The organism is Klebsiella sp. Q11 (assembly GCF_964241505.1).
Classification (GTDB): domain Bacteria; phylum Pseudomonadota; class Gammaproteobacteria; order Enterobacterales; family Enterobacteriaceae; genus Klebsiella; species Klebsiella michiganensis.
On record NZ_CAXSXW010000013.1, the window covers coordinates 70,439 to 94,601 of the forward strand.

The window sequence follows — 24,163 nt, forward strand, 5'->3', positions numbered from 1 at the left end:
TTAGTCAGGAGAAGGACTGCGTGGAACTTTACAATAACGAAAACGATCAGGTCGACGCGCTGAAGCGTTTCTTTGCTGAAAATGGCAAGGCGCTGGCCGTTGGGGTGATTTTGGGTGTTGGCGCGCTGGTTGGCTGGCGCTACTGGACCTCCCATCAGTTGGATACCGCCAGAGGCTCGTCTCTGGCTTATGAAAATGCGATTTCCGCCCTCAAATCGGATAAACCAGAAGCGCTGAACGCTGCGCAGAAATTTGCCGCCGACAGCAAAAACACCTATGGTGCGTTTGCTTCTCTTGAGCTGGCGCAGCAGTTTGTTGAGAAAAACGACCTGCAGAACGCTGAAAAGCAGCTTCAGCAGGGGCTTACGGCCGCTTCTGATGATAACCTGAAATCGGTTATCAATATGCGTCTTGCTCGCGTCCAGCTGCAGCTTAAGCAGCCTGATGCCGCGCTGAAAACCCTGGATGCCGTGAAAGGCGAAGGCTGGACCGCGATTGTCGCTGACCTGCGCGGCGAGATCCTGCTGAGCAAAGGCGATAAGCAAGGGGCGAAAGCAGCATGGGAAGCGGGCGCGAAAAGCGATGCCTCACCGGCGCTCAGCGAAATGATGCGTATGAAAATAAATAATTTGTCCATCTGAGAGGGACTCGATGCAATTGCGTAAATTACTTCTGCCAGGGCTGCTTTCCGTTACCTTATTGAGCGGCTGTTCGCTGTTTAACAGCGAAGAAGATGTGGTGAAAATGTCGCCACTGCCGACGGTGGAAAACCAGTTTACGCCGTCCACCTCCTGGAGCACCTCCGTTGGCGGCGGTATTGGCGAATTCTACTCTAACCTGCACCCGGCTTTTGCTGATGGCGTCGTGTATGCCGCAGATCGTAAAGGTACCGTTAAAGCCCTTAATTCAGGCGACGGCAAAGAGGTGTGGTCGGTTAATCTGGCAGAGAAAGACGGCTGGTTCTCCCGCGCGCCTGCGCTGCTCTCCGGCGGCGTGACCGTCTCCGGCGGCCACGTTTATATCGGTAGCGAAAAAGCGAAAGTTTATGCGCTGAACACCAGCGACGGTACCGTCGCGTGGGAAGCGAGCGTGGCGGGTGAAGCGATTTCTCGTCCGGTCGTCAGCGACGGCATGGTGCTGATTCATACCACTAACGGTCAGCTTCAGGCGCTGAACGAAGCCGATGGCGCGGTGAAATGGACCGTTAACCTTGATATGCCAGCGCTCTCCCTGCGCGGCGAATCCGCTCCGGCTACCGCCTACGGCGCAGCTATTGTGGGCGGCGACAACGGTCGCGTCAGCGCGGTGCTGATGCAGCAGGGCCAGATGATTTGGCAGCAGCGTATCTCTACCGCGACCGGTCCGACGGAAATCGACCGTCTTAACGACGTCGACACGACGCCGGTTATCGTGAACGGCGTGATTTACGCGCTGGCCTACAACGGCAACCTGACGGCGCTGGATCTGCGCAGCGGCCAGATTATGTGGAAACGCGAGCTGGGTTCAGTGAACGATTTCATTGTCGACGGCAACCGTATTTACCTGGTTGACCAGAATGACCGTCTGCTGGCGCTCACCACCGACGGCGGCGTGACGCTGTGGACGCAAAGCGATCTGCTGCACCGTCTGCTGACGGCGCCTGTGCTGTATAATGGCAATCTGGTTGTTGGCGATAGCGAAGGCTATATGCACTGGGTCAACCCTGAAGATGGTCACTTTGTGGCTCAGCAGAAGGTGGACAGCTCAGGCTTCCTGACCGATCCGGTTGTTGCTGACGGCAAACTGCTGATTCAGGCGAAAGACGGCACGCTGTACGCGATTACGCGTTAACAACAGCGGTAGTCTATTTTTGAGAAACGGCCCCTGGCAGACAGGGGCCGTTTTGGCTTTTTTAAAAACGCCGTGAAAACGGGCGTTGTATCGATTTTTGTATGAGGCATTTAACATGATACCTGTGGTCGCGCTTGTCGGGCGCCCTAACGTTGGAAAATCCACGCTCTTTAACCGCTTAACGCGCACTCGCGATGCGTTGGTCGCGGATTTCCCGGGGCTGACTCGTGACCGTAAGTACGGTCGTGCTGAAGTGGAAGGCCGCGAATTTATCTGTATCGATACCGGCGGGATCGACGGTACCGAAGATGGCGTAGAAACGCGAATGGCGGAACAGTCGCTGCTGGCGATTGAAGAAGCGGACGTGGTGCTGTTTATGGTCGATGCGCGTGCGGGCCTGATGCCGGCGGATTCGGCAATTGCGAAACATCTGCGCTCCCGTGAGAAACCGACTTTCCTGGTGGCAAACAAAACTGACGGTATCGATGCCGATCAGGCGATTGCCGATTTTTGGTCGCTGGGGTTAGGCGAGATTTATCCTATCGCCGCTTCCCATGGCCGCGGCGTCACCAGCCTGCTCGAGCACGTGCTGCTGCCGTGGGTTGACGAGGTGAACCCGCCGGAAGAAGTGGACGAAGACGCGGCATACTGGGCGCAGTTCGAAGCCGAGCAGAACGGCGAAGCGCTTGAAGAGCCGGAAGATGATTTTAACCCGCAGGATCTGCCGATTAAGCTGGCGATTGTGGGCCGCCCGAACGTGGGTAAATCAACGCTCACCAACCGTATCCTGGGTGAAGATCGTGTGGTGGTTTACGATATGCCGGGAACCACTCGCGACAGCATCTACATCCCGATGCAGCGCGATGAGCGTGAATACGTCCTTATCGATACCGCAGGCGTGCGCAAGCGCGGCAAAATTACCGATGTCGTCGAAAAATTCTCGGTGATCAAAACGCTGCAGGCGATTGAAGACGCCAACGTGGTGCTGCTGGTGATTGATGCGCGCGAAGGGATTTCCGATCAGGATCTCTCCCTGCTGGGCTTTATCCTCAACAGCGGTCGTTCGCTGGTGATTGTCGTCAATAAATGGGACGGCCTGAGCCAGGAAGTAAAAGAGCAGGTGAAAGAGACCCTGGACTTCCGTCTGGGCTTTATCGACTTTGCCCGCGTGCACTTTATCTCCGCGCTGCACGGCAGCGGCGTAGGCAATCTGTTTGAATCCGTGCGCGAGGCGTACGACAGCGCAACCCGTCGCGTGGGCACCGCTATGCTGACCCGCATCATGACCATGGCTGCCGAAGACCATCAGCCGCCGTTGGTGCGTGGCCGTCGCGTGAAGCTGAAATATGCCCACGCCGGTGGTTATAACCCGCCGATCGTGGTTATTCACGGTAACCAGGTTAAAGATCTGCCGGATTCTTATAAACGCTACCTGATGAACTACTTCCGTAAATCGCTGGAAGTGATGGGCACGCCGATTCGTATTCAGTTCAAGGAAGGGGAAAACCCGTTTGCCAACAAACGCAATACCCTGACGCCGAACCAGATGCGTAAGCGTAAGCGCTTGATTAAGCACATCAAGAAAAGCAAATAAGCTATCCGCCAGCATCAAAAACCTAAAGCCCGCATCCGCCGGGCTTTTTTTATTATCGCCATTGTCATGCGCAGAATAATAATAAACTCGCTTGAGGCTGGGTTATAAATGTGAGAAAAACCAGGGAGGATAAATATTTTTTGTGACAATGAGGTCTGAATGAAACGCCTTTTAACCCTCCTGATGCTGTTTCTTATTCCCATAGCCTGTGCCGCTGAATCACAACCGATTGAACCGCGCGTTAAGCCTGCTTATCCCGCGAAAGCCGAAAAAAAAGGGATACCGGGTCAGGTTAAAGCGCAATTTGACGTTGATGAGAATGGGCGTGTGACTCACGTTCGGTTATTAAGCTCCGATCCTTCCGGAATGTTTGATAATGAAGTCAGGGCCGCAATGGAAAAATGGCGATACGTCAAAGGGAAGCCTTCCAGCAATAACATCATTACCATTCATTTCACGCCGGGGCCGCCTTGCGTAGAGGTGCCAGCGCCAAACCAGCCCGGCAGTATTCAAAGCAGCGGCGTCCCTTTTCGCTAAAGTCGAACACAGGTAAATGAGCGTAGGGAGAATCGTGTCAAACGATGGGGGCAGGGATATGAAAAAAACAATAGTGATGGTCGGTTTGGTTATTTTAGCCAGCAGCTGTACGCCGTTTCATCCTTCTGACTGTCATAAGACATCAGCGCTTGGGAGCTGTAGCTCCGGACGCTTCAGCGATGACGATAAATATGGCAAACAGGCGAGAGCGATAAAAGAGTCTATTGATTCCCGGTTATCCAATCGCTATGGCTGGACGGGAAAAAAATGCAGAATACATCTGAGATTTAGCGATGAGGGGAAACTGAATAGCGTGACAACGAGTGAAGGTCATAAAGCCTATTGTGCCGCGCTGGTTGATGCCGCTAAACGGGCCACTTTTCCGCCGTTTACCGATAGGCAGGTCTATGATGCTTTTGCTCAGTCCCGATTCAGTATGCAGGGTGAATAAAATTAAAGGTGGCGGACCGCCTGGGGGCGAATAACCTGCTGGAGGATAATGACTGGTAGCAGCCACAGATTGTGCAACCGTGATAAAATAAAGCGATATACCCCTCGTCAGGAGTCACCATGGAATTTGATTGCCCCGTGTGCCATACGCAGCTTGCTGTGCAGGGCAATAGCGCCCGCTGCGAGCGTTGTGCGAAAGAGTATGTTGTCGAAGCCCGCTGCCCGGACTGCCACAAGCCGCTGGAGGTGTTAAAAGCCTGCGGCGCGGTGGATTATTTTTGCCAGAATGGCCACGGGCTGATTTCGAAAAAACGCGTCGAGTTTGTGCCGATTTAATCTTTATCGCTGACGCAGCCTTCGCCGTCGCGCCAGAGTTCAACCAGTGAATCTGGCGCACGATCCTCCGGGATGAGAATAATCAGGCTGTGGTAGCGCTGCTCGCTAACGATCTGGATGCGAAAAAAACGCTGGTCGCCCCGGCCAGGCGAGTCGGGCTGGCCCGGCGGCTTGCCCAGCGGTAGCGACTGTTGGAGAATCGTCGCGATCCGCTGCTTCTGTTGCTCGTTGAGCTTCGCCACGACGATCTTACGCATCCCGCTGAGCGCCGGGATCCAGGCAACGCCACCCTCGCGCGCCAGCTCAATCACCGCGTCATCGCTAAGATCGGCAAGATTCATAGCACCACTCCGACCCGCTCCCAGGCCTGAGTAATCGCCTCTGCGGTCTCTTTGCCAGAGCGTTTCTCGCCGTGGTGAATCGTCAGTCTGGCAAAGGCTGAGAAATCGGCGTCTTTTGCCAGAGATTGATCGCACACCGCGTCGTACCAGGCGTATCCCGCTTTCTCCCATGCAAAACCGCCGAGGGCGCTGGCGGCGAGATAAAAGGCGTGATTAGGAATGCCGGAGTTGATATGCACGCCGCCGTTATCCTGCTGGGTATGAACAAAATCTTTCATATGGGCGGGTTGCGGATCTTTGCCAAGGACAGGGTCATCGTATGCGGTACCCGGCTGCGACATTGAGCGCAGACCTTTGCCGTGGATGCCTTTCGCGAGTAGTCCCTCGCCAATGATCCAGTCCGCTTTGTCTGCCGTCTGCTGGCGCTGATACTGTTTGACCAGCGAACCGAAAACATCGGAAAGCGATTCGTTCAGCGCGCCGGATTGTTCGAAATAGATGAGACCGGCTTCGCTCTCCGTCACGCCGTGGCTTAGTTCGTGCGCCACTACGTCAATGGCGATAGTAAAACGATTAAAAATCTCGCCATCCCCGTCGCCAAACACCATTTGTTGGCCGTTCCAGAATGCGTTTTGATATTCGTGACCATAGTGGACGCTGCCGGTGAGCTTCAATCCGCGGTTATCCAGCGAATCGCGCTGGTAGCTCTTCCAGAAAAAATCATGGGTGATGCCGAGATAGTCATAGGCTTCATCAACGGCAACGTCGCCGTTGGAGGGCTGTCCCTCAAAACGGACCTGAGTACCCGGTAGATCCTGGGTCTGCCCGGCATCATAAATGTCGCGTTCAAGCAGGCCCGGCGTGGTGACGTGGGGCGCGGCAGGGCGCCCCGGAACGTGCGCCATCAGGGTCTGAACGTGGCTGAGGGTATTCTGCGCGCAGCGCTGCTGCTGAAGGGAACCACGATCGACAATGCGGCGTAAAATGTAGGGCGGAATCACATAACGAGGATAAGCATCTGGCATATCACGCTCCTTAGCCGGATAGAACCGTTTAAAAAGGGCATGACAGCAGTATAGTTATCCTCGGTCGAAATGGCAGGCTTATCCGGCTTTTTTGCGGGAACGGGTTTTCTTCACCGGCGTGATGTTCTTCACTTCGCTCTCTACCCAGCCATCGTTCAGACGGGTAGTGAGAACGTCTCCCTCGCGCACCTGTTTCGTTTGTTTCAGCACCTTACCGTCGCTGGCGGAAGTGACGCTATAGCCGCGGGCCAGCGTCGCCAGCGGGCTGACGGCTTCCAGGTGCGTGACCATATTACCGAAGCGTTCACGTTGCTCGCCAAGACGCGCGCGGATGTTTTCCGCCAGCCGGTATTCCAGCTGTTGAATACGGCTCTGGGCGCGGTGAATTCGCGGCTGTGGGTTTTGTTGATTCAGGCGCTGCGCGGCGCGCTGCTGGCGCTGGTCGGCGCGCTTTATTTGCGTCTCAAGAGCGAAACGCATGCGCTGACGCAATCTTTCAAGCTCCGTTTGCTGACGGGCCAGCCGCAGCTGAGGATGCTGCTGCTGCAGGCGGTGAAAAATCTGGGTAAAGCGACGATGGCGGTTGGCAAGGAAGTAGTCCATCGCCATTTCAAGGCGCTGCTGCCCGGACTGGAGCTGGCGCAGCAGCTCCTGCTGGTTGCGGCTGACCATTTCCGCCGCCGCGGAAGGCGTCGGGGCGCGCAGGTCGGCGACAAAATCGGCGATAGTGACGTCAGTCTCATGGCCTACGGCGCTGACGATGGCAATAGGGCTGGCAAAAATCGCCCGCGCCACTCGCTCATCGTTAAAGCTCCATAAATCTTCCAGCGAACCGCCGCCGCGCCCGACAATCAGCACGTCGCACTCCTGGCGCGCGTTGGCCAGCTCAATCGCGCGAACGATCTGCCCCGGCGCATCTTCCCCCTGGACGGCGGTCGGGTAAATAATCACCGGCAGGGAAGGATCGCGGCGCTTGAGCACGTGTAAAATATCGTGCAGCGCAGCACCGGTTTTTGAGGTGATGACGCCAACGCAGTGCGCGGGAGAGGGGAGCGTTTTTTTATGCTGCAGATCGAACAAGCCTTCCGCCGCCAGCGCGGTCTTGAGCTGTTCATACTTCTGCTGAAGCAGACCTTCGCCCGCAGGCTGCATGCTTTCCACGATGATCTGATAATCGCCGCGCGGCTCGTACAGCGTGATATTGGCGCGGACCAGCACCTGCTGCCCGTGCTGCGGACGGAACGTCACGCGGCGGTTGCTGTTGCGGAACATCGCGCAGCGCACCTGGGCGTTATCGTCTTTTAGGGTGAAGTACCAGTGGCCGGAAGCGGGCTGGCTGAAATTGGAAATCTCGCCGCTGATCCATACCTGACCCATTTCACGTTCGAGCAGCAGTCGAACCGACTGATTGAGGCGGCTAACCGTGTAAATTGAGGGGGATTGAGATGGCAACATGTGAGCAAGATCAAATTCTAAATCAGCAGGTTATTCAGTCGATAGTAACCTGCTGGGAGGGGATCGCAAGTATTATTTGCAAAAAAGGGTAGATGCAATCGGTTACGCTCTGTATAATGCCACGGCAATATTTATCCACCCTGGTCGAGATATTGCCCATGCTACGTATCGCTAAAGAAGCCCTGACGTTTGACGACGTCCTCCTCGTTCCCGCTCATTCAACCGTTCTGCCAAATACCGCCGATCTCAGCACTCAGCTGACGAAAACCATTCGTCTGAATATTCCAATGCTCTCTGCTGCAATGGATACCGTGACGGAAGCGCGTCTGGCAATTGCCCTGGCACAGGAAGGCGGCATCGGCTTTATTCATAAAAACATGTCCATCGAACGCCAGGCGGAAGAAGTTAAGCGCGTGAAGAAGCATGAGTCCGGCGTGGTTACCGACCCGCAGACCGTCCTGCCGACCACCACTCTGCGCGAAGTGAAAGAGCTGACTGAACGCAACGGTTTTGCTGGTTATCCGGTGGTGACCGAAGACAACGAGCTGGTCGGCATCATCACCGGTCGCGACGTGCGTTTCGTCACCGACCTGAATCAGCCGGTGAGCGTTTATATGACGCCGAAAGAGCGTCTGGTGACCGTTCGCGAAGGCGAAAGCCGCGAAGTGGTTTTTGCCAAAATGCATGAAAAACGCGTTGAGAAAGCGCTGGTTGTTGATGACAGCTTCCATCTTCTCGGCATGATCACCGTTAAAGATTTCCAGAAAGCGGAGCGTAAACCAAACGCCTGTAAAGATGAGCAGGGTCGCCTGCGCGTCGGTGCGGCGGTGGGAGCGGGCGCCGGTAACGAAGAGCGCGTGGATGCGCTGGTTGCCGCGGGCGTAGATATTCTGCTGATCGACTCCTCTCACGGCCACTCTGAAGGCGTATTGCAGCGTATCCGCGATACCCGTGCGAAATATCCTGACCTGCAAATCATCGGCGGCAACGTGGCGACCGGCGCGGGCGCACGTGCGCTGGCGGAAGCCGGCTGCAGCGCGGTGAAAGTGGGTATCGGTCCTGGCTCCATCTGTACGACTCGTATCGTGACCGGCGTGGGCGTTCCGCAGATCACCGCCGTTTCTGACGCGGTTGAAGCGCTGGAAGGCACCGGTATCCCGGTTATCGCCGACGGCGGTATTCGTTTCTCCGGCGATATCGCGAAAGCGATTGCCGCAGGCGCAGCCGCCGTCATGGTTGGCTCAATGCTGGCCGGTACCGAAGAGTCCCCGGGTGAAATCGAACTCTATCAGGGCCGTTCGTACAAATCTTACCGTGGTATGGGTTCCCTTGGCGCGATGTCTAAAGGTTCCTCCGATCGCTACTTCCAGACCGATAACGCCGCCGACAAACTGGTACCGGAAGGTATCGAAGGCCGCGTCGCCTATAAAGGCCGCCTGAAAGAGATCATTCACCAGCAGATGGGCGGCCTGCGCTCCTGTATGGGCCTGACCGGTTGTGGTACCATCGACACCCTGCGGACCAAAGCGGAATTCGTGCGCATCAGCGGCGCGGGTATCCAGGAGAGCCACGTTCACGACGTGACTATCACCAAGGAATCCCCGAACTACCGCATGGGCTCCTGATTTTCATCGCCCGGCCACGCGCCGGGCGATTTATTTAACCTGTATCACTTGTCTCGGAATTATCGTCAATGACGGATAACATTCATAAACATCGTATTCTTATCCTGGACTTCGGTTCTCAGTACACCCAGCTGGTTGCGCGTCGCGTTCGTGAATTAGGTGTCTACTGTGAACTATGGGCATGGGACGTGACTGAAGCTCAAATTCGTGAGTTTAATCCTAACGGCATTATTCTTTCCGGCGGTCCGGAAAGCACCACCGAAGATAACAGCCCGCGCGCGCCGCAGTATGTCTTTGAAGCCGGCGTGCCGGTATTCGGCGTATGCTACGGCATGCAGACTATGGCGATGCAGCTGGGTGGCCACGTTGAAGCCTCTAATGAACGTGAGTTTGGCTATGCGCAGGTTGAAGTGCAGACCGATAGCGCCCTGATTCACGGTATCGAAGATGCGCTGAGCGCGGATGGTAAGCCGATGCTGGACGTCTGGATGAGCCACGGCGACAAAGTCACCGCCATCCCGTCTGACTTCGTCACCGTTGCCAGCACCGAAACCTGCCCGTTCGCCATTATGGCTAACGAAGAGAAGCGTTTCTACGGCGTACAGTTCCACCCGGAAGTCACCCACACCCGTCAGGGTCTGCGCATGCTGGAGCGTTTCGTACGCGATATCTGCCAGTGTGAAGCGCTGTGGACCCCGGCCAAAATTATCGACGATGCTATTGAGCGCATTCGTCAGCAGGTTGGCGACGATAAAGTGATCCTCGGCCTGTCCGGCGGCGTGGATTCCTCCGTCACCGCCATGCTGCTGCACCGCGCCATCGGTAAAAACCTGACCTGCGTCTTTGTGGATAACGGTCTGCTGCGTCTGAATGAAGCCCAGCAGGTTATGGATATGTTTGGCGATCGCTTCGGCCTGAACATCGTTCACGTCGAAGGCGAGGCGCGTTTCCTGGCTGCGCTGGCGGGCGAAAACGATCCGGAAGCGAAGCGTAAAATCATCGGCCGCGTGTTCGTTGAAGTGTTTGACGAAGAAGCGCTGAAGCTGGAAGACGTGAAATGGCTGGCGCAAGGGACCATCTACCCTGACGTCATCGAGTCCGCGGCTTCCGCAACCGGTAAAGCGCACGTCATCAAATCTCACCACAACGTGGGCGGCCTGCCGAAAGAGATGAAGATGGGCCTCGTTGAACCGCTGCGCGAGCTGTTCAAAGATGAAGTGCGTAAGATCGGCCTCGAACTGGGTCTGCCGTACGATATGCTGTACCGCCACCCGTTCCCGGGGCCGGGTCTGGGCGTGCGCGTGCTGGGCGAAGTGAAGAAAGAGTACTGCGACCTGCTGCGCCGCGCGGACGCAATCTTCATTGAAGAGCTGCACAAAGCCGACCTGTACAACAAAGTGAGCCAGGCGTTCACCGTGTTCCTGCCGGTCCGTTCCGTTGGCGTCATGGGCGATGGCCGTAAGTACGACTGGGTCGTTTCCCTGCGTGCGGTTGAAACCATCGACTTTATGACCGCTCACTGGGCGCATCTGCCGTACGATTTCCTCGGCCGCGTATCCAACCGCATCATCAATGAAGTTAACGGTATTTCCCGCGTGGTGTACGACATCAGCGGTAAGCCGCCGGCGACCATTGAGTGGGAATAAACTTTATTCTTTGCGTTAATTGAATAAAAAATAATGCCATTAATGATTGACGTCATTAATGGCATTTTTCTTAACAAGATCGCCGGATTACGGCATTCCCTGAGACGATGAATACCGATACACCGGGTTTCTACTGTCAACCCCGTTCTTCAATCGCCGCTGGCGTATTCTCCCGCTGACACCATGCAATGGCCATCGCCAGAGCTGCCACCACCAGGGCCAGCGCGGCGGAAACCGCTAAACTACCCCTTATCCCGAGATGATCATTCAGCCACGCGTAGGCAAACGGCGAGGCGGCGGCCAGCAGCTGCGCGGGAATCAACAGAATACCGGTTCGCCGGGCATAATCCTCGGTGGCAAAAAGCTGCAGCGGCAGAGTGGCTTTAAATACGGTCGTCAGGCCGTTGATCGCGCCGTAACCCAGCACAAATCCGCCGGCCGCCCACGACAGATATGGCCCGCTCAGGCCGAGCGCAAAGCAGAGCGGCATCAACAGGGTGGTCAGTATCGTTAGCCGCAACGGCGTAAGGACAGAACCGGATGCCACTTCGAGAAAGCGCGCGCCGGTTTGCCCAATCCCCCACAGCATTCCCACCGCGACAGAAAGCCCGACGCTGGCGATATACTCGGGAAGATGCGTCGAGGTACCGTTGGAAACAAAAGTTACCAGCGCAATCAGCGACGCGTACAGGAGGGCAGGGCGTTTATCGCGGTGGGAGAGCCGCTGGCGTTGCATTATCCGTTTCGGTGACGGCAGTCTGTGATTTGGCATTTTCCACAGCAGCATCGCGCTAAGCAGGCCACACAGGGCATAAATCAGCAGCGCATGCCGCCAGTCCATCTGCGTCAACAACCCGGCGCCGAGCGGCCAGAACAGAGCCGAAGCCAGGCCGCCGGCCAGCGTCACGCGCGAGATAGTTAATCTGGCGCTTTGCCCATAGATATTCACCAGCGCGGCGAACAGCGCGTCGTAGAGCGCCAGACGCATCCCGGCGCCGGTCAGAACCCAGGCGGCGAACCAGCCCGGCAGACTCTGGACGTAAGCCATTACCAGGCAGCCCGCTGAAATCATCAGCGTACCCGTGACCACCACCCGTTGACCCCCAAAGCGGGCCAGTAGCCGGGCGACAAACGGGGAGAGCATCGCCATCATCAGCATGGCGATAGTCAGGCCAAAGTAGATTTCCGTTGCGGCCCAGCCGGTCTCCTGAGCAATAGCTCTGGCGAAAGTGCCGGGCATATAAAATGAGATTCCCCAGTTTATTAGCTGGTTGCACCCGGCGGCAAGCGTGACAGCGCCCGGCGCGGAGAGTGGTTTTGCAGATGTTTTCATGATCGTCCATTTTGTTACGCTGTTGTCGGCAGCATACCCTGCACGCTATTGTGGAGGCAGGCCGGTCCATTTATGACCCTTATAAGAGAAACTTTGTGATGATGACGCTCAATCTGGGAAATCTGGCGACGTTCCGCCTGGTGGTACAGCGCGGAAGCTTTTCCGCCGCAGCTGACCTGCTGGGGCTGTCGCAGCCTGCGGTAAGTCTGCAGGTACGTCAGCTGGAACAATTTCTCCAAACCAGACTGCTTGAGCGAACAGGACGAGGCATCAAAGCGACGGCGGCCGGCATCGCCCTGCTGGCGCACAGCGAGCGGATTGAACTGGCGGTGGGCGCGGCAGTGCAATCGGTTAGCGAATTCAATCGAGAAATCAGCGGCTCGATAACGTTGGGTACCGGGGCGACTGCCTGTATCCACCTGTTACCGCCGCTGCTGCAGAAGCTGCATCAGGATCACCCTCTGCTGACGGTGAGGGTAACGGTTGGCAATACCCTGGAAGTGGTTCGGGCTATCGAGGAGAACCGGCTTGATCTGGGCCTTTGTACGCTTCCGGCGAACGGACGCAGCCTGGCGGTGACGCCGGTTTTAGATGAAGAGTTTGTCGGTATTTTTAGCGATGCTCAGGACGACCTGCCCTCGCCGCTGACGCCAGAGGTTCTGCAATCATTGCCGCTAATTGCTTTTGAAGCGGGGAGCGGAACCCGGGATCTGATTGACGGCTGGTTTCGCCATAATGGACTGATGGTCGTGCCAGTCATGCAGTTAGGCAGCATTGAGGCGATTAAGCGGATGGTGCGAGCGGGACTGGGATACAGCATCGTGCCGCGTATGGCGGTAGAGGATCCGCAGGATCGCGTTGGCCTGAACGTGCAATCGTTGACTCCGCGCCTGTATCGGCAGTTAGGCATCGTCATGCGGCAGGATAAAATCATCAGCAAAGGCATCGCTGAAGTGCTGCGTTTGCTCTCTCAGGCCGGTTGCTGAACAACGTACCGCGCTTATTTTTGTACCGGCGTTTTTAGCGGATCTGAAGGTTCAACGGTGATAGTGGATTGCTGCGATTGCTTTTTGTCCTGATGATGGTACCAGGCACCGATGGAGGAGTAGACAAAGCGTCCAAAGAAGAAGATAAAGCTGATAAGCAGTACGATACGGGTCATGCGACGGTTAAATCGATGTCGTTTACGCATACTGGGTGCCTGACTCACAAAAGGTTCCTTAAAGTATACCCAAAGGATGGGCGATGTGCGTATTAAGGCACAGTAACGCGGAAGGGTCAATTGATGAGGATGTAAAAATCCCAGGGGTAAAACATTAATTAATGTTATATAAGATAATCCTCGTATTTACATGCTTTCTGCTTATCGCAAATTGATGTTAAAAAAAAGACATTATTAATATTAGCCACGTGATTTTTTGATTTATATCAATCGTCTATTCTCACCGACAACTAAAATCACCAGCCAGTTCCGCGTTGTTATTCCTTGCGCGATTATGACGGTTGGTTGGATGCCTGCCTGAATATACCCTGCAGGATTTAGGGTTATCCGTAGAGCATCTATGAACATTATTAAACTTTACAGACGATATCGGGATAAATGGTGGTCGCTGCCGCTCATCTTACCCATCCTTTTACTCCCCCTGGCAAGATGGGCGAACACCGTTGCTGTACTGAATGGTAATGAAGTTTATCTTTACTATTTACCTCTGGCGTTAGTGCTGAGCCTGATGCTGTTTTTCGGCTGGGCTGCTTTACCGGGGATCGTTGTCGGTTTGCTGCTTTCCATTACGCGCGGCATGGCGCTGGAAGATTCCATCGGCGTGATTTTCCATTTTCTTATTCCGACCGTCCTTTGCTGGGGCGGGTATCGCGTTTTTGTCCCGCGAAGACAGCAAATCTCGCATGGCAATGTGCGACTGATGCCTCAACGATTGTTCTGGCAAATGTTGCTGCCATCGCTGATCTTTCTTATCCTTTCCCAGCTCGCCGAGTATTTGGGGATCCATCCTCGCGCGACCGGGTTGATCGGAGTCAACCCCTTAAGTTTGCGTTCGCTTATCACCTTTCAGGCCCTGATGGCCGGATGCCTGACCGGCGTGCCGCTATGCTACTTTCTGATTCGAATTATCCGCAACCCGCTCTATATTCGGGGTTTTGTTTCTCAGATTCGCCTGCAGATCGATCCGAAAATAAAGTACTTTGAGTTTATTTTATGGGCGGTAGTGCTGTTAATTTTATTAGTTTTGCTATTAATGCCGCTAAGTAGTACGAGCACTATTTTTAGTACAAATTATACCTTGTCCTTGCTTATGCCGGTGATGCTGTGGGGGGCGATGCGTTTTGGCTATCGCTTCATTTCATTGGTCTGGTCCCCTATATTAATCGTTATTATCCACTTTCATTATCAATATCTCCCGCATTCACCGATTTACAGTAATCAGCTGGCTATTATCTCCTCAAGCTATCTGGTGTTTTCATTTATTATCGCCTATATGGCGATGCTGGCGACGCAGCAGAGAATTTTTTATGCGCGTATGCGGCGGATGGCCTTCATTGATCCGGTTGTACGCTTGCCCAATATCCGCGCGCTGAGCCGGGCGTTAAATAAATCCTCCTGGTCAGTACTGTGCTTCTTACGCATTCCCGAGCTGGAAATATTGGGCCGCCATTACGGCGTTCTGTTGCGCATTCAGTACAAGCAGCTGCTGGCCGAGTCGCTTGGCGATCTATTGCAGCCCGGGGAGGATATCTATCAGATGGCCGGGCACGAGCTGGTTATCCATCTGCACAGTGAAGACCATCAGCAGCGAGTCCCCCTGCTGTTTGACCGTCTCAAAAAGTTTCGCTTTGTCTGGAACGGTATGCCGCTGCAGCCGCCCGTGGGATTCAGCTATTGCAACGTTCGCTCTCCGGTGATGCATCTGCATTTACTGCTTGGAGAACTCAGCGGCGCGGCTGACCTTTCCCTGGCGACCGGAAGTCCTGAAAATTTACAGCGTCGCGGCGCCATTAATACGCAGCAGGAGCTGAAAGACAAAGTCATGATAATGAATCAGCTGGTGAAGGCGCTGGAGCACGATCGCTTCGTTCTGATGGCACAACCGATCGTCGGCATCCGGGGGGATAGCTATCATGAAGTTCTGCTGAGAATGCTGAACGACAACGATGAAATCATCATGCCGGATGTCTTTTTACCGGTGGCGCACGAGTTTGGACTGTCGGCGCGTATCGATAGCTGGGTCCTCGAACATACGCTGATCTTTATGGACAAGCGGCGCAAAAAGCTTCCTGGAATGCGCCTGGCGATAAATATCTCGCCGTTTTCAGTGAGTAACAGTTATTTTCATCAGCAGGTAAAAACGCTGCTGGAGCATTATGACATTGAACCCTGGCAGATTATTTTTGAGCTGACGGAGAACCATTCACTGACCAATCCCGAGCAGGCGCGGAAAACCCTGGCGCAGCTTCAGGACCTGGGCTGTCGGGTAGCGATTGATGACTTTGGCACCGGCTATGCCAGCTACGCGCGGCTGAAAACGATGAATGCGGATCTGCTGAAAATCGACGGTAGTTTTATTCGTAATCTGGTGACCAGCAGTCTGGACTATCAGGCCGTTGCCTCTATTTGCCTTCTAGCGAGGATGAAAAATATGCAGGTGGTGGCCGAATATGTCGAAACGCCCGAGATTCGGCAGGCTGTGGTTTCGCTGGGGATTGATTATATGCAGGGCTATGATATCGGCAAACCGGCCCCGCTTGAGGCGCTGGTTGAGGCTTGATAAGCGAATGGGCCGGACGTCCGGCCCATATGCGCGAAACTAGCTTGCCGCGTCAGGCTTCTCTTCTTCGCTGATTTTCAGCCACCAGTCAGGCACCCCTTCCCAGTATTCCTGCTCTTTTTCCAGGTCGAGCAGCACCAGCGCATTCTGGCTAAACCAGTCGTGCGGGAAGGTCAGCGTCCAGTGGTTTGCCTCGGTTTTCAGCGTAAGGCTCGGCGGCGTTGTCGTTGCCTGACGCTGGTTATTCAGCAGCACGCCAAGGCGCAGCAGCTGAATTAACGGCAGAAACTGCTTCTTCTTAAACAGCGTGAAACGCGGTAAATCATCCAGCTTAATCGCTTTACGGTGATAGCGAACTAAGGTGGCCATCAGCATCTGCTGTTCCTGATTAAAGCCCGGCAGATCGCTGTTTTGCAGGATATAAGCCGAATGACGGTGCATGCCGCTGTGGTTAATATTCAAGCCGACTTCATGCAGCATGGTCGCCCATTTCAGCAGCGCCGCCAGATGGGGGTTCGCGAGCTTGGGATTCTGCTCCTGCCATTGCTCATAAATATGCGTGGTGGTCTCCAGCACCCGACGCGCCTGCTCGCGATCGATATTGTACTGGTTCGCCAGGCTCTGCGCGGTGCGGCTACGGATATCCTGGTGACGGAAACGTCCTTCCATCTCGTACAGTACGCCTTCGCGCAGCGCGCCGTCGGACAAGCGCAGCTCTTTAATCGCCAGCGCGTCAAACACCCCGCACAGGATAGCCAGACCGGGCGCAAAAACGGCTTTCCGATCTTCAGACAGCCCGGGCAGGCTTAGCGAGTCGAAGTTTTTATACTTCAGCAGCTCTTCGACCAGCATCTCGAGGCGCTCGGGAGTGATGAAGCCGTCTTTCTCGCCCATGGCCACCAGCACTTCGTGAGCGGCTTTAATGGTGCCCGATGCGCCCAGAGCGACGTTCCACCCCTGGATGCGGAACTGCCAGGCCAGAGTTTCCAGCTTCTGCACGGCGGAAAGACGCGCGCGCTGGAAATTCTCTTTGTTGATGACGCCGCCAGCAAAGTAGGCCTGAGAGAAGCTCACGCAGCCCATACGGCGGCTTTCCACCAGGCGAGGCTCGAAATCCTCGCCGATAACCAGCTCGGTAGAGCCGCCGCCGATATCGATGACCAGCTTACGGCCTCGCTCCGGCTGCGTGTGCTCCACGCCCATAAAAATCAGACGCGCTTCTTCGTTGCCGGGAATGATTTCGATCGGGTAGGGGATGACCTGCTCCGCGCGCTTGAGGAACTCTGCGGCGTTTGTCGCCTGGCGCAGCGTGTGCGTGCCGACGATACAGACGCTTGATGGGTCAAAACCCTGCAGGCGCTCGGCGAACAGCGACAGGCAGTTCAGCCCGCGCGCAATAGCCTCTTCGCTCAGTACAGAGTTTTCATCCAGGCCGTCGGCCAGATGTACGCGCTGCTTCAGACGACCGATGATCTGCATTGCCCCGTCAACGACACGGGCGATCACCATATGAAAACTGTTCGAACCGAGGTCGACCGCAGCGAACTCCTGCGGCCGAGGGGCATTTTCGTTTATTGGCATAGGTTAATCGGGCTGTTCAAGTGATTTGAGGTAGTCGTATATCGCCATCTGTGCGCGCACTTTGCGGCGATTGCCGCGCGGCACGTAGCGATTACTCAGTTCTTTATCAAGATAGCGTGCTTTCACCGTATCGTTGAAGAGGAGATCGAAAATATCCAGCACCCGCTGTTTCAGGCGCGGATCCAGCAGCGGCGCGGCCACTTCGATACGATAGTCAATATTGCGCGTCATCCAGTCCGCGGACGATAGCCAAACCTGCTTATCGCCGCCGTTTTCAAAGCAATAAACGCGGTCATGCTCAAGGAAACGGTCAACAATGCTGGTCACGCGAATATTTTCGCTGATTCCTTCCAGACCGGGGATCAGCGAGCACATACCGCGAATAAGCAAATTAACCGGCACGCCGGAGCTGGAAGCGGCGTAGAGACGGTCTACCAGCCCCTTATCGACCAGGTTGTTCAGCTTCAGCATGATGCCCGACGGCTGGCCATTTTGCGCGTTGGCGATTTCACGATCGATCATCTCATAAAGCAGGCGACGCGAGTTTTGCGGCGACACCAGCAGATAATCGAAGCTGACCGGGCGGTAGGGGTTTTCGATAAAGTTAAATACCCGGCGGACTTCATTGGTGATGCGCGCATCGGCGGTCAGCAGCGAGTAGTCGGTGTAAAGACGCGCGGTTTTTTCGTTGAAGTTGCCGGTGCCGATATGCGCATAGCGCACGACTTCATCGCCCTCTTTGCGCGAAACCAGGAACAGCTTGGCGTGGATCTTGAGGCCCGGCGCGGAGAAGATAACGTGCACGCCGGCTTCGGTCAGGCGTTTAGCCCAATGAATATTGGCTTCTTCATCGAAACGCGCCTGCAGCTCCACGACGACCGTCACTTTCTTACCGTTGTGGGCGGCGTGAATCATCGAGTCGATAATCCGTGAATCTTTCGCGACGCGGTAGATGTTGATTTTGATAGCCAGCACGCTTGGGTCGAAAGAGGCCTGGCGCAGCAGCTCAAGGACGTGTTCAAACGTATGGTACGGGTAGTAAAGCAGCACGTCGCGTTCGCGGATTGCGTCAAAGCCGTTGCGGAATTTATCAAACCACAGATGACGCAGACGCGGCATCGGTTTGTTGACCAGATTGGCTTTGCCGACGTTCGGGAAGCCGATAAAGTCTTTAAAGTTGTGGTAACGACCGCCCGGCAGCATTGAATCGTAGTTGGAGATGGAGAGCTTATCGCGCAGCATTTCGACCATCGCGTCGGGCATATCGCGCTGATAAACGAAGCGCACCGGCTCGGCGGTCAGGCGCTGTTTCAGGCTGGAGGACATCAGCTCCATCAGGCTCGACTCCATCTCGTGCACCAGATCGTATTCGGCGTCACGGGTCATTTTCATCGAGTAGGCGTTCAGCGCGTCGTAATCAAAAAAGCCCTTGAAGATATCATCCAGGCAGTAGCGCAGGATGTTATCTAACAGAATCATCGGTTTGCGGCGGCGAGGCGCTTCCGGCGGCAGGTTCACAAAACGCGGCACCTTGTCTGACGGAATTTCAAGCAGCGCGTAATTGATGGTATCCCCGCGAATAATCTCGACGGCCAGGTAGGTGTAATCATCCTTCAGGAACTGCACCAGATCCGTTTCGCGGTTAATCAGGATTGGCGTGATGTGCTGACGAAGATACAGCTTGAAGTAGTTACGCAGCCAGGACTGCTGGTTGACGGAGAGCTGGCGTTCGTTGATCAGGAAAATCTGGTTACGCGCCATTTCCAGCAGCAGCTCGTTGTATAAGCCGTCAAACTCCTGATCGGCCTTGAGCACGCGGGCCTGAATTTTGCCCAGCAGATGGCGAGAGTGTGCGGTACTGCCTTGTTCTTCGCTGATGATGATGCGGCGCTTCAGCTCGGCAAAGCGCACTTTATAAAATTCATCGAGGTTATTGGAGTAAATCCCTAAAAAGCGCATGCGCTCGATCAGCGGGTTGCTTTTGTCCGCCGCTTCCTGAAGTACGCGCTCGTTAAAGGATAACCAGCTGAGTTCTTTTTCGATGTATAGCTTTTCCTGGCCCATTACAGCTCACACTCCGGTAGATGTATGTTGCTATTTCATTATGGCGAGCTTTGCCACTGAATGTCCAATTATGTCAAAGAAGTATGACTGTTTTCTTTCAGTATATAGCGAAGAAAAACAGACGATTTTCGCGACTTACGTTATGTTCAAGGCAAGGTGAGATTCAGGAGCAAAACCATGTGGGAGACGCGAGCGTTAGAACTGAATAATCAGGATATATGGAACTGGTCATCGGTATGCAATCTGGTCAGGTATGCCTCTCTGCATGGCTTTAATACTATCGTGGTGGGGCAGGCAGATCTCTTCGGTAAGCTGGTGTCCCCGAAGGGATATACGCCTTTTCACTATAACGATAGCGTTTCCAGTCAGCAGAGAGCGCGCTGTATCTACCTTAATCGTCTCGCCATGTATTGCCGCGAGCAGGGGCTGCGATTTTTTTTACAGGCAAAAGAGCTGGATTTCCCAACGGAATTGCTGTTGTCGCATAAGTATCTACTGGATAACCAGCAAGGGATCCTTTTTGATGTGGATTTCTGGAGCCGCTGGCTGACAGACAAAATTCGCGGCGTTTGTCAGGGAATTCCAGCTTTAACAGGGCTAATTATTGCGCTTTCCAGCACCGATGGTTTATTGCCGATTACGCGCCCTAAATGGGATATAAACGCCAGGGATGAGCCTGAAAATACCCGGCAACCGTCGCAAAGCTTTGTGCTCTATCGCCGTTGTTTTCAAGCGCTCAGCCAGGTGGTTACCGCACAAAATAAACATCTGGTTTTGCGGGTTTTCCCTGCAAGTAATGATGATCTTGGTACCGTTCTTGATGCTATCGAGCCGCTTCCGCCAAGCGTTTCGGTATCGATCAAGTTAACGCCAGAACGTTTCTGGCCAGCATTTCCAAATAATCCCGCACTGCTTCAGGTCACTATGCGAGACGTCTGGGTTGATATTGATTTAGCAGGCGAAGAGGTGGGCTGGGGCGTTATGCCTTTCTTGCGCATTGATGAGTTAAAAGGCCGACTGCTGTGGTGCCAAAGCGCGAATCCCAGAATCACCGGTGCGATATGCAAAACCAGTTGGGAGAGCGTTGATAACCACTGGATACCGGAAACGTTAAGCGAATGCAATCTGTTTGCCTGTAGCCAGCTGTTAGGTCATGGTGCGGGAAAGACCCAGGAGCAGCTGTTGGATCTCTGGCTGGCTGAGCGTTACGGCTGGTGCCCCGATGTTACAGTCGCCCGCCGTTTTCAGCAGCTACTTGAGCAGGCAACGGAGGTGCTTTACCAGGCGATTTATGTTCGCGATCACGTTTTTCACCGCCATAGTCAGCTACCGGAAAGCTATGGTCAGGCAGTATGGAGTTTGTACAGCCAGCTGGCGCGTAATCACTGGCTGCCGGGGTCGGCCCAGGATATCCACTTCACGCGTGACGATCCGCAAATATCGATGGAAAACCTCACCCGAATTGCGCAAGAGAAGGATGAGGTAGCGGCAGATGCCCTGAAGCTATGCGCGCAGGCGCTGGAGTTTGCCGAGAATGCCGCGTTTCCCACGGCGCTCTATCGGCTCTGGCAGAATGAATGGCGGGGGCTCGCTCTCTACTGTCAGCTGTTCACGCATGCACAGAAAGCTTTTTTTACGCTGCATTTTGCTCGTGAGGTGGAGAATAGCTGGAGTATGAGAGAAATCTGCCATATCAACGTGCAGGCGTTGTATCAGGGGGCATCCGAAATGGAGATGCTTTGCCAGCAGATGAACGAAGCATCACCTGGGTTTTATATCATGTTCGATGCGGGTCGGGTTCGTAGCCTGGCTGATAGCCTGAGTAGCGAACTAGCGGCACTCAGGCATTAGGTATTAACGCGTGCGGTATAAAGCCTCGACCAGGCTGAGTATCGCCAGCGCCTGGCCATATGGCATCGCAGTTAGGGGGATTCGTCGGTAATGGTCAAGGTCGTGTCCCATTGCCGTGCCAAATGAAACCTGGGTTAATTCTCCCTCCGGCGAGATATGCTCAATAATGCCTGCGATTGCTCGTTCGGCAACGGGTAGATAGCTGTCGTCCAGGTAGCCGAGACGTATCGCTTTCAGGATACCGGCTGCAAATCCCCCTGTTGCTGAGGCTTCAGCGTAGCTTGTTGCATCATCTAATAGCGTCGGCCATAGCCCGTTTTCACATTGACAGCGGGCGAGGGCGGATACCTGGCCCTGCAGGATGTTACAGAGCTGGCGATAGAAGGCGTCATGCTCATCAAGATTGAGCATTTCCAGTAGTTCAGGAATCGCCAGTGTTATCCAGCTATTGCCACGAGCCCATCGGGCACCGGCAAAATGATGCCTGCCGTCGAAATTCCAGCCGTGAAACCATAAACCACTTTTTCTATCCGTAAGGTATTGAATGTGCTGTAGAAATTGAAATTTTGCTTCTTCTACCCAGTAAGGTTTTTGCAATAAAAGCCCAATTCTGGCCAGAGGCAGGACCGCCATCATCAAGGTGTCATCCCAGATTTGCTGATAATGCGCGTTTTCGTAGGTGACATGCTGCATGCAGCCTTCATCAGTGCGCGGAATCTGACGATAAAGCGCATCTCCCCACACTTCCAGATACGCGCGCCATTCGTGACGAGCGTCCTGCTGGTAGCGACTGGCAAGCGTCAAAAAAGGGATCGCGGTATTAATATTCTTCTCCGGCGTTCCTTCGGCGAAACGGGCGCTGAACCAGTCGTCAATAATCTGCCTGGCGCGAGATGAGCCGGTAAGTTCATGGTAGCGGTAGAGACCAAACAAGCCGATACCATGTGTCCATTCCCATCCAGCCCAGCCTTTTGTATCAATCACGCGCCCGTCAGGCAGGCGCTGCAGGAATTGACCATTGTCATCCTGAATTGCGGTGAGGCTATCGATCAGTTTTTCGATAAGACGGATGATTTCAGGATGGCTTATTTTCTGCGACATAGTGATTCCTTTGCGCTGTCGTTTCAGCTGTATGCTGCCAGTGGGTATTCATATGCGGATGCCCGGTAAGTAACTCTACGGTTTGTCGTACCTGCGTTGATGCATCTTCGGGTTTACCGCCAGACCGCAGACGCTCTAGCTCGAAGGTAAGCGTCTTATGACACTCCTGGCTTAGACGAAAGCGAAACGCGCCGTACATCGCCAGCAGAGTGAGTAAACCCGGTCCGATAAGGAATACCCACCAGATGCCGTTTAGCGCGGCGGCATCTTGCGACTCTGCGCCTTTGGTAAAGCCAAACGCCTCCAGCGCCAGTCCAACAATAAACAGGGCCAGGGCCTGGGAAAATTTGCGCGTTAGCATCATGACGCCCGCGTAAATGCCTTCACGTCTGACGCCGGTATAAGCTTCATCCACATCAGGTAAAAAGTTGTAGACGTTCCATGGGATAAGATAGGTTCCGCCGCGTGCGATGCCCATCACGATGGCCCCGCCGAATAAGAACCCTGATAAATGGCTAATGGAGGCGGAAAGCTGGCTGAACCACAGTAGAGCGCACATAATCAGTGCAATTGCCAGTTTGTAGGCGTTGCCGTTGCCGATGCGAATACAAAGCCAGGTAAAGAAAGGGATGGCAAAAAATTGAAATAGCGTCATCAGGCTCATTGCCTGGGAAGCTAAGGATGCGCCGACCTGAAGTACATATGTAAGATAGTGCATAAACAGCGAGCCGAAAATATCCAGGGCGACGGCTCCGCCAACGTACATCATGATGTGAATGCGAAAAGTACGTAAACGGAAAGTTGAAGCCATTTCTCGATACAGCGAAATAATTGTTTTCCCCATCCCGCGCTGAGTCGAAGGCGGCGGGAGATTCTCCCGTTCCCAGGTTCCCCGCCAAACGAAGATCCACGGTAGGGCGAAGAGTACGGAAAAGACCAGGCCGATATATAAAAATGCCTGCGATTTATCGGCGACGTGCGCCAAAATTTGTCCTGGGATAAGTGCAGATAAAAACGCTGTCGCCTGGGCAAATAGCATCCGCGCGCCAGACATTTTTGAACGCAGATCGTAACGCGAGGTCATCTCCGCAGGCAGCGTATCGTAGGGCACCATCAAGAGGGTAAAAACGGTGCTGAATAACAAATAAGTACCAAGATACCAGGCATAGCCAAAACCGCTTACCCACATCAGGGCAAAGCAAAAGGAGAGCGGCGCGCCGATAATAAAGAATATTCGGCGTCGCCCCCAGCGCGTGCGAATATTGTCGGTGATATAACCCATGATCGGGTCGGTGATGCCATCCCAAATTTTGGCGATCGCAAAGATGGATGCGGCGGCGGCGGGAGAAAGGCCCGCCACTTCAATATAAAAATAAAGCAGCCAAAGCCCGGTGATCGTCATTGCCCCGCTGCCGAAGATATCGCCCATCCCCCAGCAGAGAATATTGCGTGTTTTTACTTCCCGTGGTGCCGTTACTGTCCTCGTCATTTTTCCTGTCTCTTCTGTCAGTAAAGAGGAAGTAGCACAGTAAAAGAGGTGAAAATTTTGCGGAATCGTCATTAAGGCGCTTTTGTTAAGAACTGAGAGCGGGGCGGAGAAAGCGGATTAAAT

At 54.4% G+C, this 24,163-nt stretch carries 19 protein-coding genes and 1 pseudogene; 11 read left to right on the plus strand and 9 right to left on the minus strand.

Annotated features, from left to right (window positions below; all coding sequences use genetic code 11):
- Positions 1-20 precede the first annotated feature (20 nt).
- From ACESQ2_RS20295 to ACESQ2_RS20320, 6 genes are all read left to right on the plus strand, one after another.
- On the plus strand, positions 21-641 hold the full coding sequence (locus ACESQ2_RS20295) for a YfgM family protein (protein ID WP_025106605.1): 621 nt from the start codon (positions 21-23) through the stop codon (positions 639-641).
- A gap of 10 nt (positions 642-651) precedes the next feature.
- Positions 652-1,830, plus strand: coding sequence for an outer membrane protein assembly factor BamB (gene bamB / locus ACESQ2_RS20300; RefSeq protein WP_004104478.1), 1,179 nt, complete (start codon positions 652-654; stop codon positions 1,828-1,830).
- A 115-nt stretch (positions 1,831-1,945) separates the two neighbouring features.
- Entirely contained in the window at positions 1,946-3,424 is a 1,479-nt protein-coding gene (der, locus tag ACESQ2_RS20305) for a ribosome biogenesis GTPase Der (protein ID WP_014230361.1), read from the plus strand.
- A gap of 159 nt (positions 3,425-3,583) precedes the next feature.
- Positions 3,584-3,961 (plus strand): TonB family protein, encoded by a 378-nt coding sequence (locus ACESQ2_RS20310; protein ID WP_049069721.1) that lies wholly within the window; start codon positions 3,584-3,586, stop codon positions 3,959-3,961.
- Between the two features lie 58 nt (positions 3,962-4,019).
- Positions 4,020-4,412: a cell envelope integrity TolA C-terminal domain-containing protein gene (locus ACESQ2_RS20315; RefSeq protein WP_049069722.1), complete on the plus strand. Its 393-nt coding sequence runs from the start codon at positions 4,020-4,022 to the stop codon at positions 4,410-4,412.
- A 119-nt stretch (positions 4,413-4,531) separates the two neighbouring features.
- Positions 4,532-4,747 (plus strand): zinc ribbon domain-containing protein, encoded by a 216-nt coding sequence (locus ACESQ2_RS20320; RefSeq protein ID WP_014230359.1) that lies wholly within the window; start codon positions 4,532-4,534, stop codon positions 4,745-4,747.
- On the opposite strand, the gene ACESQ2_RS20325 is transcribed toward ACESQ2_RS20320, so the two are convergent.
- From ACESQ2_RS20325 to xseA, 3 genes and pseudogenes are all read right to left on the minus strand, one after another.
- Positions 4,744-5,088, minus strand: coding sequence for a protealysin inhibitor emfourin (locus ACESQ2_RS20325; RefSeq protein ID WP_014230358.1), 345 nt, complete (start codon positions 5,086-5,088; stop codon positions 4,744-4,746). The two genes, ACESQ2_RS20320 and ACESQ2_RS20325, sit on opposite strands and share 4 nt — an antisense overlap.
- Entirely contained in the window at positions 5,085-6,113 is a 1,029-nt protein-coding gene (locus ACESQ2_RS20330; RefSeq protein ID WP_038424769.1) for a M4 family metallopeptidase, read from the minus strand. Before ACESQ2_RS20330 ends, ACESQ2_RS20325 begins: the two co-directional genes overlap by 4 nt.
- A 68-nt stretch (positions 6,114-6,181) precedes the next feature.
- A pseudogene (gene xseA / locus ACESQ2_RS20335) lies at positions 6,182-7,568 on the minus strand (exodeoxyribonuclease VII large subunit); the annotation flags it as partial.
- Between the two features lie 158 nt (positions 7,569-7,726).
- Between xseA and guaB the strand changes: the two are divergent.
- Positions 7,727-9,193 (plus strand): IMP dehydrogenase, encoded by a 1,467-nt coding sequence (gene guaB / locus ACESQ2_RS20340; protein ID WP_014230355.1) that lies wholly within the window; start codon positions 7,727-7,729, stop codon positions 9,191-9,193.
- 68 nt (positions 9,194-9,261) lie between these two features.
- On the plus strand, positions 9,262-10,839 hold the full coding sequence (gene guaA / locus ACESQ2_RS20345; RefSeq protein WP_004853173.1) for a glutamine-hydrolyzing GMP synthase: 1,578 nt from the start codon (positions 9,262-9,264) through the stop codon (positions 10,837-10,839).
- A 136-nt stretch (positions 10,840-10,975) separates the two neighbouring features.
- Here the strand turns inward: guaA and ACESQ2_RS20350 are convergent, their stop codons facing one another.
- The gene (locus ACESQ2_RS20350; RefSeq protein WP_116280714.1) at positions 10,976-12,172 is read right to left on the minus strand and encodes an MFS transporter; all 1,197 of its coding nucleotides are present in this window, start codon (positions 12,170-12,172) and stop codon (positions 10,976-10,978) included.
- Positions 12,173-12,270: 98 nt separating this feature from the next.
- Here ACESQ2_RS20350 and ACESQ2_RS20355 point away from each other — a divergent pair, with 98 nt between their 5' ends.
- Positions 12,271-13,158, plus strand: a complete 888-nt coding sequence (locus ACESQ2_RS20355; RefSeq protein WP_014230353.1) for a LysR family transcriptional regulator — start codon at positions 12,271-12,273, stop codon at positions 13,156-13,158.
- A gap of 14 nt (positions 13,159-13,172) precedes the next feature.
- On the opposite strand, the gene ACESQ2_RS20360 is transcribed toward ACESQ2_RS20355, so the two are convergent.
- Entirely contained in the window at positions 13,173-13,364 is a 192-nt protein-coding gene (locus ACESQ2_RS20360) for a YfgG family protein (RefSeq protein ID WP_009654356.1), read from the minus strand.
- 370 nt (positions 13,365-13,734) lie between these two features.
- Between ACESQ2_RS20360 and ACESQ2_RS20365 the strand changes: the two genes are divergently transcribed.
- Complete coding sequence (locus ACESQ2_RS20365; protein ID WP_373171173.1) at positions 13,735-15,954, plus strand: EAL domain-containing protein; 2,220 nt, start codon at positions 13,735-13,737, stop codon at positions 15,952-15,954.
- Positions 15,955-15,993: 39 nt separating this feature from the next.
- Here the strand turns inward: ACESQ2_RS20365 and ppx are convergent, their stop codons facing one another.
- Both ppx and ppk1 read right to left on the minus strand, forming a co-directional pair.
- Complete coding sequence (gene ppx, locus ACESQ2_RS20370) at positions 15,994-17,535, minus strand: exopolyphosphatase (RefSeq protein ID WP_004853121.1); 1,542 nt, start codon at positions 17,533-17,535, stop codon at positions 15,994-15,996.
- 3 nt (positions 17,536-17,538) lie between these two features.
- On the minus strand, positions 17,539-19,599 hold the full coding sequence (gene ppk1 / locus ACESQ2_RS20375) for a polyphosphate kinase 1 (RefSeq protein WP_004123499.1): 2,061 nt from the start codon (positions 19,597-19,599) through the stop codon (positions 17,539-17,541).
- 177 nt (positions 19,600-19,776) lie between these two features.
- On the opposite strand from ppk1, the gene ACESQ2_RS20380 reads away from it, so the two are divergent.
- A complete protein-coding gene (locus ACESQ2_RS20380; RefSeq protein ID WP_373171174.1) occupies positions 19,777-21,450 on the plus strand; it encodes a hypothetical protein in 1,674 nt (557 codons plus the stop codon).
- A 3-nt stretch (positions 21,451-21,453) separates the two neighbouring features.
- Here the strand turns inward: ACESQ2_RS20380 and ACESQ2_RS20385 are convergent, their stop codons facing one another.
- Positions 21,454-22,551 carry a glycoside hydrolase family 105 protein gene (locus ACESQ2_RS20385; protein ID WP_046878251.1) on the minus strand — a complete coding sequence of 366 codons (1,098 nt, stop codon included), beginning with the start codon at positions 22,549-22,551 and terminating at the stop codon, positions 21,454-21,456.
- Positions 22,526-23,980, minus strand: a complete 1,455-nt coding sequence (locus tag ACESQ2_RS20390; protein WP_049079111.1) for an MFS transporter — start codon at positions 23,978-23,980, stop codon at positions 22,526-22,528. Before ACESQ2_RS20390 ends, ACESQ2_RS20385 begins: the two co-directional genes overlap by 26 nt.
- Between the last annotated feature and the right edge of the window lie 183 nt (positions 23,981-24,163).

Excerpts from the sequence above, each read along its gene's own strand:
- ppk1 (WP_004123499.1), bottom strand. The coding sequence starts at position 19,599 with ATGGGCCAGGAAAAGCTATACATCGAAAAAGAACTCAGCTGGTTATCC.
- ACESQ2_RS20315 (WP_049069722.1), top strand. The coding sequence starts at position 4,020 with ATGAAAAAAACAATAGTGATGGTCGGTTTGGTTATTTTAGCCAGCAGC.
- bamB (WP_004104478.1), top strand. The coding sequence starts at position 652 with ATGCAATTGCGTAAATTACTTCTGCCAGGGCTGCTTTCCGTTACCTTA.
- ACESQ2_RS20360 (WP_009654356.1), bottom strand. The coding sequence starts at position 13,364 with ATGCGTAAACGACATCGATTTAACCGTCGCATGACCCGTATCGTACTG.
- ACESQ2_RS20385 (WP_046878251.1), bottom strand. The coding sequence starts at position 22,551 with ATGTCGCAGAAAATAAGCCATCCTGAAATCATCCGTCTTATCGAAAAA.
- ACESQ2_RS20380 (WP_373171174.1), top strand. The coding sequence starts at position 19,777 with ATGTGGGAGACGCGAGCGTTAGAACTGAATAATCAGGATATATGGAAC.
- ACESQ2_RS20355 (WP_014230353.1), top strand. The coding sequence starts at position 12,271 with ATGATGACGCTCAATCTGGGAAATCTGGCGACGTTCCGCCTGGTGGTA.
- der (WP_014230361.1), top strand. The coding sequence starts at position 1,946 with ATGATACCTGTGGTCGCGCTTGTCGGGCGCCCTAACGTTGGAAAATCC.
- ACESQ2_RS20320 (WP_014230359.1), top strand. The coding sequence starts at position 4,532 with ATGGAATTTGATTGCCCCGTGTGCCATACGCAGCTTGCTGTGCAGGGC.
- ACESQ2_RS20365 (WP_373171173.1), top strand. The coding sequence starts at position 13,735 with ATGAACATTATTAAACTTTACAGACGATATCGGGATAAATGGTGGTCG.
- ACESQ2_RS20325 (WP_014230358.1), bottom strand. The coding sequence starts at position 5,088 with ATGAATCTTGCCGATCTTAGCGATGACGCGGTGATTGAGCTGGCGCGC.
- ACESQ2_RS20330 (WP_038424769.1), bottom strand. The coding sequence starts at position 6,113 with ATGCCAGATGCTTATCCTCGTTATGTGATTCCGCCCTACATTTTACGC.
- ACESQ2_RS20310 (WP_049069721.1), top strand. The coding sequence starts at position 3,584 with ATGAAACGCCTTTTAACCCTCCTGATGCTGTTTCTTATTCCCATAGCC.
- ACESQ2_RS20350 (WP_116280714.1), bottom strand. The coding sequence starts at position 12,172 with ATGAAAACATCTGCAAAACCACTCTCCGCGCCGGGCGCTGTCACGCTT.
- guaB (WP_014230355.1), top strand. The coding sequence starts at position 7,727 with ATGCTACGTATCGCTAAAGAAGCCCTGACGTTTGACGACGTCCTCCTC.
- ppx (WP_004853121.1), bottom strand. The coding sequence starts at position 17,535 with ATGCCAATAAACGAAAATGCCCCTCGGCCGCAGGAGTTCGCTGCGGTC.
- guaA (WP_004853173.1), top strand. The coding sequence starts at position 9,262 with ATGACGGATAACATTCATAAACATCGTATTCTTATCCTGGACTTCGGT.
- ACESQ2_RS20390 (WP_049079111.1), bottom strand. The coding sequence starts at position 23,980 with ATGGGCGATATCTTCGGCAGCGGGGCAATGACGATCACCGGGCTTTGG.